General features: G+C 55.9%; 14 protein-coding genes and 1 pseudogene. 10 read left to right on the plus strand and 5 right to left on the minus strand.

The features are described from left to right. Positions 1-249 (plus strand): annotated as a pseudogene (locus H6F57_RS02405) (hypothetical protein); the annotation flags it as partial. A 220-nt stretch (positions 250-469) separates the two neighbouring features. Here the strand turns inward: H6F57_RS02405 and H6F57_RS02410 are convergent. From H6F57_RS02410 to H6F57_RS02425, 4 genes are all read right to left on the minus strand, one after another. Then, positions 470-1,969, minus strand: a complete 1,500-nt coding sequence (locus tag H6F57_RS02410; RefSeq protein ID WP_190628143.1) for a hypothetical protein — start codon at positions 1,967-1,969, stop codon at positions 470-472. Beyond that, entirely contained in the window at positions 1,939-2,604 is a 666-nt protein-coding gene (locus H6F57_RS02415; RefSeq protein WP_190628144.1) for a hypothetical protein, read from the minus strand. The genes H6F57_RS02410 and H6F57_RS02415 overlap by 31 nt, the downstream gene beginning before the upstream one ends. Positions 2,605-2,632: 28 nt before the next feature. Beyond that, positions 2,633-3,103, minus strand: coding sequence for a hypothetical protein (locus tag H6F57_RS02420; protein WP_190628146.1), 471 nt, complete (start codon positions 3,101-3,103; stop codon positions 2,633-2,635). A gap of 129 nt (positions 3,104-3,232) precedes the next feature. Next, positions 3,233-3,862: a hypothetical protein gene (locus tag H6F57_RS02425; protein ID WP_190628148.1), complete on the minus strand. Its 630-nt coding sequence runs from the start codon at positions 3,860-3,862 to the stop codon at positions 3,233-3,235. Positions 3,863-4,023: 161 nt separating this feature from the next. Here H6F57_RS02425 and H6F57_RS02430 point away from each other — a divergent pair, with 161 nt between their 5' ends. The 4 genes from H6F57_RS02430 to H6F57_RS02445 all read left to right on the plus strand — a co-directional run bounded on the left by H6F57_RS02430 (position 4,024) and on the right by H6F57_RS02445 (position 6,958). Beyond that, positions 4,024-4,197, plus strand: coding sequence for a hypothetical protein (locus tag H6F57_RS02430; RefSeq protein ID WP_199289770.1), 174 nt, complete (start codon positions 4,024-4,026; stop codon positions 4,195-4,197). Next, on the plus strand, positions 4,194-4,652 hold the full coding sequence (locus tag H6F57_RS02435; protein ID WP_190628150.1) for a hypothetical protein: 459 nt from the start codon (positions 4,194-4,196) through the stop codon (positions 4,650-4,652). The genes H6F57_RS02430 and H6F57_RS02435 overlap by 4 nt, the downstream gene beginning before the upstream one ends. A gap of 134 nt (positions 4,653-4,786) precedes the next feature. Continuing rightward, positions 4,787-4,957: a hypothetical protein gene (locus tag H6F57_RS02440; protein WP_190628151.1), complete on the plus strand. Its 171-nt coding sequence runs from the start codon at positions 4,787-4,789 to the stop codon at positions 4,955-4,957. A 348-nt stretch (positions 4,958-5,305) separates the two neighbouring features. Further along, entirely contained in the window at positions 5,306-6,958 is a 1,653-nt protein-coding gene (locus tag H6F57_RS02445) for a hypothetical protein (RefSeq protein WP_190628152.1), read from the plus strand. A gap of 514 nt (positions 6,959-7,472) precedes the next feature. Here the strand turns inward: H6F57_RS02445 and H6F57_RS02450 are convergent. Beyond that, the gene (locus tag H6F57_RS02450; RefSeq protein WP_190628153.1) at positions 7,473-8,507 is read right to left on the minus strand and encodes a PDDEXK nuclease domain-containing protein; all 1,035 of its coding nucleotides are present in this window, start codon (positions 8,505-8,507) and stop codon (positions 7,473-7,475) included. Positions 8,508-8,596: 89 nt separating this feature from the next. On the opposite strand from H6F57_RS02450, the gene H6F57_RS02455 reads away from it, so the two are divergent. The 5 genes from H6F57_RS02455 (at position 8,597) to H6F57_RS02475 (ending at position 11,456) form a co-directional block, all read left to right on the plus strand. Next, positions 8,597-8,845 (plus strand): WGR domain-containing protein, encoded by a 249-nt coding sequence (locus tag H6F57_RS02455; protein ID WP_190628154.1) that lies wholly within the window; start codon positions 8,597-8,599, stop codon positions 8,843-8,845. A 206-nt stretch (positions 8,846-9,051) separates the two neighbouring features. Further along, a complete protein-coding gene (locus H6F57_RS02460) occupies positions 9,052-9,816 on the plus strand; it encodes an AAA family ATPase (protein ID WP_190628156.1) in 765 nt (254 codons plus the stop codon). Beyond that, positions 9,809-10,354, plus strand: a complete 546-nt coding sequence (locus H6F57_RS27095; protein ID WP_199294673.1) for a hypothetical protein — start codon at positions 9,809-9,811, stop codon at positions 10,352-10,354. The genes H6F57_RS02460 and H6F57_RS27095 overlap by 8 nt, the downstream gene beginning before the upstream one ends. 100 nt (positions 10,355-10,454) lie before the next feature. After that, a complete protein-coding gene (locus tag H6F57_RS02470) occupies positions 10,455-10,592 on the plus strand; it encodes a hypothetical protein (RefSeq protein ID WP_190628158.1) in 138 nt (45 codons plus the stop codon). 339 nt (positions 10,593-10,931) lie between these two features. Further along, positions 10,932-11,456: a site-specific integrase gene (locus H6F57_RS02475; protein WP_199289772.1), complete on the plus strand. Its 525-nt coding sequence runs from the start codon at positions 10,932-10,934 to the stop codon at positions 11,454-11,456. Positions 11,457-11,533: the final 77 nt, after the last annotated feature.

Below are 11,533 nucleotides of genomic sequence, written 5' to 3' on the forward strand. Positions count from 1 at the left end.
TACCTAGCTCAGCATCACTGGTGGCGAAAAGTCTCTCAGACGGGGCAGATTTCTCTCTACAACCGCAACTATTCCGTCGGACGCACCTATCAGGGCCAGATGGTGTCTATCCGTTTTGAGGCGCAGACCCAAACCTGGATTATTGAGGATGTCCAAGGTCAAGTGATTGCTCAACATCGCTTCCAATCCTTCACCCCTCACGCCGTGCAAACCCTACAAATCACCCACCCTAAAAAAAGAACCCCCTGATTCATCAGGGGGCATAACCTTGTGTCGCCTATGGCGGCACAACCTTACAGCGCATGACACCAGGCCATTTCTGCTACTCCTAAATAGCTCGGTGGTGTGTGTGACAGTTGGGTGTGGGTGGCGTGGGCGCTCAAGTGTGGGTGTGGGTGGTGTGGGTGGGTGTGGGCAGCCGTGGGCGTGGGCACCCACACCCTTGTTTTTGCCTCACCCACGCCCACACCTAGGCTGTGCCAGTTACCTGGTATCGTTCGGTACTCGCATCCTCCCATCGTGAAATTTGGCCCTCAGAAATCATCAGGGCCAAGATGTCTCTCACCTCGTCAACCGATGCCCTGGGGTTATGGCTTGAGCGGGTGCAAGCGCCTCTGATTTCCCGTGCCGTCTTAGCTTCACCATGTCCCTTCAGGTAATCCAAAATCCTCACCCCCAGGGGTTTGGGTTCGGTCGTTTCCTGGGGCTGCTGCGGTGCGCTGGTGCCATCCTCAATGGGGCATTTAACCAGGGGCTTAGTCTTGCCATTGAACTCGGGTAAAACATCGTGGTAGATGTCCTCATCCTCACCTAGCCATAGCTGCAAGTAGCGGTTAGGGTGGCTGAGAATGTCCTCTCGTTGCTCAAGAGTGAGCCGTAACCCGCCCATCTTTTCAATCACCGACAGGGCCAACCGCCGCTTACTTTTCAGCGGCAGCACCATCCTGAAATTTTGCTGCAACAGGTCGAGGTCGATACCCAGCGGCCCCGCATTTTTGGTCTGGGCCAGCAGCACCCCGTAGGCTGCGATCGCCGCTCCCTGCGTCGCAATCTCAACTTGTAGCCCGGCGAGAGCATCGGCTAGGCCTTTCACCTTGCTGCGCTTGGCGTAGGTCCGAATTTGGATCGCTTCATCAAAGACAAACCACTCGTGCTCAGTATCGGTGCCCTCGGCATGGGCGGCCAGCTTTGCCCCCCAGTGGCTGAGCAACCATTGCAGCTGCTTCCCCTTCTCCTCCGGCTTGCCCCAGAGCACGTAGCCCTCCCAGTGGGCCGGCACCTGGTCGGTGGCCTTGGTGCTCACGTAGTTGACGCGAGCGTGGCCGTCGAGCAAGCAGCGGAGGGCGTTGCTTTTGCCCTCCCGACTACCCGCCAGCAGCAGGAAGTGGGGGCAGTCTGGGTCAAGTTTGATTGGGGCAAACGGCACCGGGGCAGCATCAGCTGAGGGGCTAGGTGTTGCGGCCTCCAGAGGCTTTGGGGGCAGTTGTGGCCGTGCCTTTGGTTTACCCAGCAGCCCCAACGACTTGGCCAACGTTTCCGCCTCGTCTGAGAGCCTGAGCTCACGGGCAATCGCCTGGGCGAGTTCTGCCTGGACCTGGTCGCCTCCGACCTCGCCCTGATACGCTCGCAGCTGCTTTTTATCCAGCAGGTGAGCGATGAGCCCCTCGCTGACGGCCTCGATTTGGTCGCTGTTGCGCTCATTAGCGTCCCAGGCCAGGTAGAGACCATAGGCCAGGGCAGCTAGGCCCGTGAGTGGATTCAGCAGGCTACCGAGCACAAGCCCACCGGCGAGGCCACCCCCGATATAGAGTTTGGGGTTGTGCATGCCCTCGGCAGCATCCTCAGCAGTATCAATCCAGAGAGGGTGAGATTTGACTAAGTTGCTCATGGTTTTACCAAAAAGTAAGGGGGCATCGTTGCCCCCGGTTGCCGTGTTTTCTAACCGTGGGCTCGCTTCAGGTAGTGCCATTGCAGGCCGAGGAACAGGATGAAGCGCACCATGAGTTCAAAGCAGAACAGCATGGTGACGATCAGCCCCACACTGCCCCAGTTGATGAGGCCCCATTGGCCGGTGAAAATCACAAACACCAGCTGCCCAAACCCGCCATCGACAGGGGGAAAGACGGTTAAGCAGATGCAGGTATCGACGAGGTAGGCGAACAGGCTGGCCCGGTTGGCGCTGCGGATGCTGAGCAGGGGGAAGCGGTTGTACCATTCCTTCAGCCGCACGAGGGCGGGATCGTCGTCCTCATTCACCTGGAGTTGGTCGGCGGAGTCGGCCTCAAGGGCAATCAAGCGCATCAGCTTGCGGTCGTGCTTCAGCAAAATCGGGTAAGCCTCAGCCGTCTGAATGAAGGCCCACAGCACGACCCCAACGGGGATTGAGATTAGGGCCAGGGCACGATTGCCAAAGAAGCCCACCAGTCCTTGCAGGTCAAAGATAGTGATCAGAGCCAGGGAGACCGCGCGGCAATAGGGCAGCAGGTTGGCAGCGGCCACCACGCAGGCGACGCCGATCGCGAGCCAGTAGAGCAGATGTCGCGCGGTCTTGGCCCCTGAATTTGGGGCACGAGTGGAGCGTTTTTTAGTCTGATAGGTGGTCATGGGTGAGCCTCTAAAGGTTTGCTGGGGCTTAGTTAGAGGGCAGGTAGTAGGCGGCCCCCTGGTACTGGTTCATTCGCCAATCGACTAGGGACTTATCGCCGGTAAAGGCCATCTTTTGAGTGACGCCTGGCGTGCTGGGGTCGCGGTCGTCGTCGGTAATCACCCCGGTGTTGCCGTGGGCGTCGCAGACGATAGAACCCACTGGAATAGGTTGATTGGTGGCGCTGTCGAGCACCGGGGTGCTGAGCATGAGGGAGACGTAGCGCAGCTGGTCGGCACTCACTACCGGGATGCAGCCGTCTCGATAGCGGGCGATCGCCACCTCGTTCTTTTGCGCCTGCTCCTGCTGGCTCAGCGTGAGCTCGGTCATGTCATCGCCGATCCGACTGGCCTCGGCGCGGGCGGTGGTGACTTGTGATGCGAAGTTGCCCAGGTTGCCAGCGCTGGGGATGGCGGTGCCAATGATGGCCAGGGTGAATACACCGTGGATCGGTTTCATAATGGGGGTGTCCGTTTACGTAATGGTTTTCGGGCTAACCCCCAGCCCTGGTCTGCCAACCGGCTGGGGGTTTTTAGTGAGCGATGAAAAGTGCGATCGCGACCCCAGCAGTAGCTAGGGCAAACAAAATTAGGCAGCGGATTCGGATGCGGCCTCGGCGGGCTTTCCCAGGCTTTGCAGTTGCGCCAGGGCATCGGCTAGGGCGGTCGTTTCGTCGGTCTGCGCCTGGTCAATCTGTGCCGTTTGCAGTCGGTAGAGGCGCTGCTCCAGAGCTAACTCCTGTGCCTTGGCGGCGATCGCGCCTTGGGCCTGCTTGGTGGCCCGTAGCCGCTGCTCACGGGCGGCAATGTCATCGGCCAGTGCCCCTTGAATCAGGTCGGCCGCCTGCAAAAACTGCTCAGCCACCGCCAACGGGTCATCAATGACCAGCGCCTCAGACTCTCGAAATTGCCCCAGGTCAACGGTTAGCCCTTGGTAATTGGGTAGGTCGATAGTCGTGCAGTGGTTGCCGGTATGGATGGTCAAGCCCGCCATATCGGACGCAGCGGGTGCAGGCACGGGGCAGAACTGCGCGAGCGCCGCCTCGACAGCAGCGGGGCTGAGTCCGTCGCTGGTGCTGTAGCCGTGGTCATTGAGCCACCGGCGCACGGAAGTTTTGGGTAGGTTGCCGTTCTCTTTGCAGAACGAGTGAAGGCTAACGGGTTCGGTCATAGCTAAAAAATCCTTTGAACCGTTGCGGGTACGGGTTGGGCGCGTCATGGCACGGTAAAGCGTGAGCCAACTAGGCCCAGCCCTGTACCTATGCCGTTTCGCGTCTTGACTGAAAGATAACATTAAGATGACTGATATGTTACTATTCAGTCATCTTTTCTCTTAAGAGTTACTAATCAGTCAGCAGCCCTTAATATTGGAGCCATGAAGTGACGACCAAAATAGTGGCAAAGCGTTTTTATATCTCGCTGCCCGATGGGCTTGCAGAATATCTAGAGGATTGGGCCGCAAAGGAAGGCAACAAGCCGACCACGCTGGCGGCTTTCCTGGTGGAGCGTGCCATTAGAGACAAGATGGATTCTGAACAGGGAGGTAAGGCATGACCTACAGCAGCGATCGCCTAGACCGAATAGAAACCTTGCTGGCCACTGTGGCCGAGAGCCAGGCCCGCACTCAGATTATTGTTGAGCAAAATGCTGCTGGCCTGCGAGAAACCCGCGCCATCGCCGATAGTAACGCCCGCGCCATTGAGGCATGGTCGTCTCGCATCGAAGAGGGCATAGCTGAGGCCGAAGAGGTGAGCAGCTCCATGGCCACCAACACCAACCGGCGCATGGAGGATGCGATCGCCGACACCGTGCAGATGATTGCCGATATGGGACGACAGCAGCAGGAGACCGATCAACGCTTTGAGGTGTTTCTATCTGAAGCCAGGGCCGACCGCGCAGAGATGCGGGCAGCCCGTGAGGCTAATGCCACCGAGCACCGGGCATTCACCCAAAACATTCAGGTGCTGCTAGCAGAGATTTCCCGGTTGTGGCAGCGGGTAGCAGGATGACCACCGGCGACAAAGCCAAACGAACCACGGTTGTGATCGGCCCGTTGTCGGTCGATGGTTTTCAGATGCCTGACGTCTCTTATCGGATGAGTCAAACAAGCGCAGCTGATGCTGTCGGTCTAGGGCGACAGAACATGTCAGATTGTTTGCGCTTAAAGGCCATTAAATCCTTGACAGGTGAGGGTTATACGGATCAGATTTTTGAGGCAGAACCCGACGCACTGCGCGAGCAGGTGGCCCGGCTAGAACAGCAGCTCCACGACGCTGGTCTAGAGCCCTGGCAACTACCGCCAAACGAGCGGTAACTACAGTCTTTTGTTGCACGTTAGGAGGCCGATACCCACCCCAAAACACCTGTGAAGTCTAATTTTTAGCGTTTGCCTTGCCCGGTCTAGACAGCTGTACTATGATCCGGCCATGATTGACGCCCCGCTGGGTTGACCCCCTGGCGATCGCGTTTATCAGTATTAAGCGTCCTGACCAGACCCTTAATAGGCAAAAAGAACCGGCAGCACATGCCACCGGCTCTTTAAAAAGCGAAAACCCGAGAGGACCAGTCCCGAGTCGCGCACTAATTACTTATGCGCCTATGGTAACACCGGATCTCTCTCGGGGCAATACTCATTGCTCTTTTTTAGGAGAGAGAAGCCCCCATGACCGCATCTACAGGATGGGGCGAGGAGTCGCGTAGAGCTCCCCGTTCCGAACCGCTCCCCGCTGACCCCACGGGTCAGCGGCTGTGTGAACTCTTTGGCCACTACCCCTGGAACTTCATCCGCGCCGACCTACCGGATGACGCCACCGCCAAGGCTGCCTGGACCACGGTTAAAACTCACCCCCTGCGGCCCCGCGTTCTCTGGAACCACTGGCAAGACGCGAACCAGATCATCGGCGTCCGCTTCACCCACGACACCCGCTACGCCCTGCTCGACCTCGATACTGGCGGCGACTACTGCTCCGCCGATGGGGTGGCCCAGATCCGCGCTGCTCTGGAGACCATCGGCATCACCCGCACCCTGCTGCTGCGCTCCAGCTGGAGCGGTGGCCTGCACCTCTACCTTCCCTTTGCTGAATGGGTCAACACCTTTAACCTGGCTGTTGCCCTGAAAGAATGCTTCAAAGCCCAGGGGTTTCGGCTCCAAGCTGGGCAGCTCGAAATCTTTCCCAACGTCAAAGCCTACGGCGTTCAAGCCTTCATTGAGTACATGGGGCACCGGCTGCCCCTACAGCCTGGCAGTGGCTCCTGCCTGCTCGATGATGCCCTCAACCCCATCGGTGACAGCCTGGCCCGCTTCTTCTGGCTCTGGGACGGGGCGGCTGGCCACCAAGACATGGACACCCTGCGCCATGCGATGAAAATTGGCCGGGATAACCACCGCAAGCGACCTAAACGCCGCAGCTACCCTGTCGAGAGCTGGCGACACGACTTGGATCTTGAAATTACCGAAGGCTGGACCGCCTACGGTCAGACCAACCACCTGCTCAAAACCATTGCCTGCTACGGCCGCGTCTTTGAGGGCCTCCAGGGCCAAGCCCTGATTGACTACACCCTACGCATCGCTCTCCATTGCCCCGGCTACGAACAGTACTGCCGCCACCAGCACGAGATCGAGCGCAAGGTCATCGCCTGGGCTAGAGCCGTCGAAGGCTACTACTGGCCCCTAGGTACTACTCCTACCCGCGACACTAGCCACCCGAAGAACAACCTGGTGCCCTTTAACCAGCGACAGGCCGAAGACGCCCAGCACCGCATCCGCGCTGCCTACACCGCGCTAGAGCAGGCCGGAGAGCTGCCTGAGCAGATTACGGCAAGAGCTAAGGCGATCGCCCAAGGAGCCAAGGTCAGCCAGCAGACCCTCTACAAGCACCTCCGCCTCTGGCACCCCGAGCACCAAGAGGGTGTAATGGCCCAGCCAGCCAGCATTCTAGCCCCTGAAGAGCCGAGTTCTGAAGCCACGACAGGATCGCTAGGACCCTCTGAAATTAAGGAATTACACCCCTCAGAGAGAGATATGAAGGGTGTGGCGCTTTGCGCCGGTGAGTTGGGGTCGGACATAAACTCTTTTACTCCGAATAGGGGGGTGCGGGGGGATGAGGTTGCTTTTCCACAGGAGGCAGAGCCTACAGCGTATGACTCAGACCTGCACGAGCAGATTCAACACCGCATTAGGAGTCTGGGTTGGTCTGGAGAGGTGATTGGTCAGTTCATTGCTGACCAGTTTCAGGGCAAACGCTGGTCTGAACTGACTGACGATGAACGGTTCTTGCTGCTTTACCGTCTTCGGGTGCTTGAGCCTTGGGGATGACGCAAAGTTGGCTTGTCTGGGTCGTGAGGATCCAGATGGTCGCTAAAGCATCTGGCTAAGGGAAATAGAGGGTAGTGGTTAACCGAAAGATAAACTTTAGTATCAACCAGATAAACCCGCCTAATATCAGGGGTAGTTTAATAACAAGAGGAGAAGAGAACTTCCCTCGATTTCAAATAGTTCAGTTCCCGTTAAATAGGAGGTTTTTATCTCGTTAACGTCTGAATCTATTTCGTCAAAATTAACGGTTCTCCACTTAGCTGTTGATACTTCCTCCCCTAAAGCTTAGAGAGCTCTGCGATAGATATCTAGGGAATGAACATCCCTAGTCACGATATCGAGGCACCTCTGCATAGCGATACCTATTTGAGGAAAACTCTCAAGTCGGCGGTTGAGAGTCGTAAGCGGATTATTCCACATCAAAGATCCGTTTGAATCTTAATTAATAATCCTCCTGAGTTCTGCCGTCAGAATTTGGGGGGATTTTGCATTAGCCGCTTTGGTTTGGCTACGGCTATTCTGATAGCTCGCTCACCACTGCATCTAGTTCCGTTTCCAGCTGCTCGATGGTGGGCAGATTGGCCTTGAGCTGGTCTGGCAGGCTGTGAGTAGTGATGGCGATCGGAGTGTTGACGTTACGCAGGGCGTATTCAGCGATCGTTTTATCCTTTGATTTACACAGCACGATGCCGATAGTGGGCTGGTCATCCGGGTGACGCAACAAATCATCCACTGCCGCAACGTAGAAGTTCATCTTGCCGGTGTACTCAGGGCGAAATTCCGTCACCTTCAAGTCAATGACCACATAACACCGTAGCTTGAGGTGGTAGAACAGCATATCCATGAAGTACTCATTGCCAGAGACTTCCAATCGATACTGACTGCCGACGAAAGCAAACCCGACGCCTAGCTCCAGCAGAAAATCCCTGATTCGTTCGACGAGAGCCTTTTCCAGCTCGCGTTCTTGGGTAGCCGATGTCAGATTGAGAAAGTCGAAGTTGTAGGGGTCTTTAAGCAGTTGTTGGGCGAGATCAGACTGTTCAGGCGGTAGGGTTCGCCCAAAATTAGTAACCGCCCCGCCTTGACGCTGGAACAGGTTGGATTCAATCTGCATGGCCAGAATGTTCCGACTCCAGCCATTCTTGAGGGTGCCCTGAGCATACCAGAGCCGTTCATCGGGGGCTTTCAGTTTATCTAGGAGAGCTTGATTGTGATACCAGGTAATTTGTGCAAGCACCTCCTGCACAATTGCCTGATCTGGGTAAGCTTCCGCAAAAGCCCGCATGTATTTGAGGTTGCGTGGTGAAAACCCCTTCAGGTCGGGGAACTCCCGCTTCAGATCTTTGGCGAGGCGGTCAATGACTTTTGCCCCCCATCCTTCCTGCTGCTGGCGGGCAAGGATTTCCCTCCCAATTTGCCAGTACAGGATAATCAGCTCCTTATTAACGGCGAGAGCTGCCTTTACCTGCGCCTGACGTATGCGGGTTTTGAGGTCTTTGAGAAAGACATCATAATTATCGGCGGGAAATAGGGAATTGTCTTGGGGCAAGGGACTTTTCCTTCATTTGCAGACCCCTTATTATCAGGCTAAGACGGCAATGAGCTACAAGGCTTTTTGGGAGCGAAAAGGTGGAGTTTATGACCCAGCTAAGCTATGACCCAGCGCAATGGCAGGAGCTGTTCTGGCAGCGAGGCGATCGCTATTACTGGTGTGCCCTACGGCAGAACCTATTCGGCGAGTGGGTATTGCTGCGCAAGTGGGGTGGCCGACGAACGGGTAAGGGTAGCCAGCGCGAAACCCTGTGCGCTGACATCGAAGAAGGCAATCGGCTGATGCAGGATGTTCTTAAACGCAGGCGCTATCGAGGGTATGCACTAGTTAACTAAGGCGACTCAAATTTAGGCTTTTATAGCCTGAAACCCTTGCCACGCTGAAGCTACAAAGCAAACCGAGCGTTAGAAAAACGTTGCATACAGCTGTCTAAACTTAAATATGTCTAGATATATAATCATATTTAAGTTTAGACATATAGACATATTGATGTCCTGGCGCCAAGACGCTATCCTCAAATCGCTGTTATAGGATTAGCCCTGTGAAAATCTGTTCAGCGATTTCTTTGTCGGGGGGACAGGGGAAGACGACGACGGCGTTTTTTACTGCCCTGCTGCTAGCTCAGCAGGGCAAAAAGGTGCTGGCGGTAGATGCTGACCCCCAAGCAAATCTGACCTTTTATCTGGGGCATGAGGTGCAGCCCGATGAGCCTAGTCTGTTTGAGGTGCTGACCAAGCAGGTCGAGGTTGAGGATGGGGTTTACGGCACCCAGTACGAGAACCTATTTGTAATGCCCGCCGATCGCGGCCTGTTCAAAGTAAGCGATTTTCTCAGCAGCAGCGGGGCGGGGGCCTTCATCTTGAAGCAGCGGCTGCGCAAGATTCACGACATGTTCGATGTGGTGCTGATCGATGTGCAACCGTCGCGATCGCAGATCTGCCTCTCCGCCGTTGGGGCCTCTGACCATGTGCTAATTCCGGTAGAGGCTAATGTTAAGGGAGTGAATTCCCTAGTCGATACGCTGGATTTTTTGAATGAACAAGCTGAGCTAGAGGCGTTCACCGGGTCGGTGTTGGGGATAATTCCTTTTCGCGATCGCTGGGTGGGCAACACTCAAACCCTAGAGGGCCGGCAAAACATCGCTGCCATGAAAGAGTTCGCCGGTGAGGTCCCCATTCTGGCCTCCATCCGCGAGTCGGAGAAGTTTAAGAACGCCATTCGGCAGGGCAAGTTGCTCAGCGAACTGGACCAGCCCGACCTGCAATACCCCTTTGAGCAAATTGTAGAGGCCCTTACCCATGAGTGATGCCCTAGACCGACTCAAACAGCGGCAGCGTCCTAAGGTTGCCCCCCGTGATGCTTCCTTGGCCTCAAGACCTCAAGATATCGAGGTATCGAGACATCGAGATATACAGATGTCTCGACATACAGAAGATGAAGGTATGGAGGTTGAGGCCGCTGCGACAGGTCTTTCGGAGCTGGTCGAGTCTAGACATACAGATATCCAGATGTCTGAAACTCCTAAGGCTGGGATGGCTGTGGGAGCTTCTAGACATACAGATATTCAGGCGTCTAGACATATAGAGATAGAGAGTGAGCCACCAACAAAGCGCAGCACCTTTCGCCTAGAAGCCGATCTGATCGAACGGCTGCACACGTTTTGTCGGCACCAGGGGCTTAGCCGTGAAGTGTTGATCGAGGCCATGTACGAGTATATGGAGGCCAACCCTGAGGCCCTGGCCCAGGTGGTGGAAAACGCTAGCCAGAAGCATGATAACCGGCAGCAGTTGGCTAACCGCAAACGGGCCGAGGCGATGATGAGCAAGTTTGGCCGAGATGCTTGATGCCTAATGGTAGCCCAAATGAGACGAGGGGAATAGCACGCCATGCGTGAACTTGGGATAATGCATTACCACGGCATTTCTCGTTGGAGGCCAGGACACCATGACCGTTGCAACTACCCACATGGGTCTGGATGAGTTTTTTGCCTATACCAGCAACCTCGACAGCCTCTATGAGTTAGAAGGCGGGGAACTGATAGGCCAGGTACTGATTTTGTGTTGTGCTGGATGTGTACAGTAGCTTTTATTGTCGTGGAGACACACTGGTGTCAGTAAAGCAGCAAAGCTAAGGTCAGCTTGCTTTTTCTGCCTTAAATCAATAAAGAAGATTTCGTCAACGACACGAACTTGTCTCGATGTCATTCAATCTGGCGCTGTACAGCTCAGTCAAAGACCTCAACCGTCTCACCATTCCAGTTCTGAGACAGCGCAACGAAAAATCAAGGGTTTCCGGTTGTCTCACCTGAGACGAAAACCCGCCCCATGACCCAACACCTCGGAACCCCTATAAACTCGTGATTTCTACTGTACGAAATATCAATACTGTCTAGTAAAGCAAAGCAAGCACACCACGGATCCCATGAGCACGAACGGCCAGGCGAAGGTCTTGACCCACGACGAAATTGCCCGACTGTTTGCGGTGATGGACTCTCTCCGAGATCAGGCGCTGTTCGGCATCCTGCTCTACTGCGGGCTGCGGGTGAGTGAGGCGATCTCACTCCGGCCTAGCGACATTAAAGGGTTGGTGCTGGTGTTGCCGGCGAAGGCGACGAAGGGCAAGCTGGCCACTCGGCAGATCGACATCCACCCCAGGCTAGCGGCGCTGCTAGCAGCCTATGACAACGGCGAGGCTGAATACCTGTTTCCCGGTTGCCATGGTCGAGGTAAGCTGGCCCGGTCGTCAGCGGATTGGCTGCTCGACCAGGTGCTGACCTATGTCGGGCTGGAGGAGCTGGGAATTAGCACTCACGACTCCAGGCGCACAGCCCTAACGAATCTGAGCAATGCTGGGGTTTCCCTGAGGGTGATTCAAGAGATTAGCGGGCACCGTAGCTTGGCCAGCTTGCAGCGTGTATCTAGAGGTGAGCCAGGAGCAGAAGAATGACGACGACCACACTGAGGGACGGACGCTGCCCGCTCAAACACCCGTTGGCATATCAGGGTGCGAGCATCCTCGGGCTC

The sequence above is a fragment of the Leptolyngbya sp. FACHB-60 genome (genome assembly GCF_014695775.1).
In the GTDB taxonomy this organism is placed as follows: domain Bacteria; phylum Cyanobacteriota; class Cyanobacteriia; order Phormidesmidales; family Phormidesmidaceae; genus Nodosilinea.

Bases quoted from the DNA above. Each gene is read 5' to 3' on its own strand.
- H6F57_RS02440 (WP_190628151.1), top strand. From the start codon at position 4,787: ATGTCAGATTGTTTGCGCTTAAAGGCCATTAAATCCTTGACAGGTGAG.
- H6F57_RS02420 (WP_190628146.1), bottom strand. From the start codon at position 3,103: ATGAAACCGATCCACGGTGTATTCACCCTGGCCATCATTGGCACCGCC.
- H6F57_RS02415 (WP_190628144.1), bottom strand. From the start codon at position 2,604: ATGACCACCTATCAGACTAAAAAACGCTCCACTCGTGCCCCAAATTCA.
- H6F57_RS27095 (WP_199294673.1), top strand. From the start codon at position 9,809: ATGAGTGATGCCCTAGACCGACTCAAACAGCGGCAGCGTCCTAAGGTT.
- H6F57_RS02455 (WP_190628154.1), top strand. From the start codon at position 8,597: ATGACCCAGCTAAGCTATGACCCAGCGCAATGGCAGGAGCTGTTCTGG.
- H6F57_RS02470 (WP_190628158.1), top strand. From the start codon at position 10,455: ATGACCGTTGCAACTACCCACATGGGTCTGGATGAGTTTTTTGCCTAT.
- H6F57_RS02445 (WP_190628152.1), top strand. From the start codon at position 5,306: ATGACCGCATCTACAGGATGGGGCGAGGAGTCGCGTAGAGCTCCCCGT.
- H6F57_RS02425 (WP_190628148.1), bottom strand. From the start codon at position 3,862: ATGACGCGCCCAACCCGTACCCGCAACGGTTCAAAGGATTTTTTAGCT.
- H6F57_RS02475 (WP_199289772.1), top strand. From the start codon at position 10,932: ATGAGCACGAACGGCCAGGCGAAGGTCTTGACCCACGACGAAATTGCC.
- H6F57_RS02435 (WP_190628150.1), top strand. From the start codon at position 4,194: ATGACCTACAGCAGCGATCGCCTAGACCGAATAGAAACCTTGCTGGCC.
- H6F57_RS02410 (WP_190628143.1), bottom strand. From the start codon at position 1,969: ATGGCACTACCTGAAGCGAGCCCACGGTTAGAAAACACGGCAACCGGG.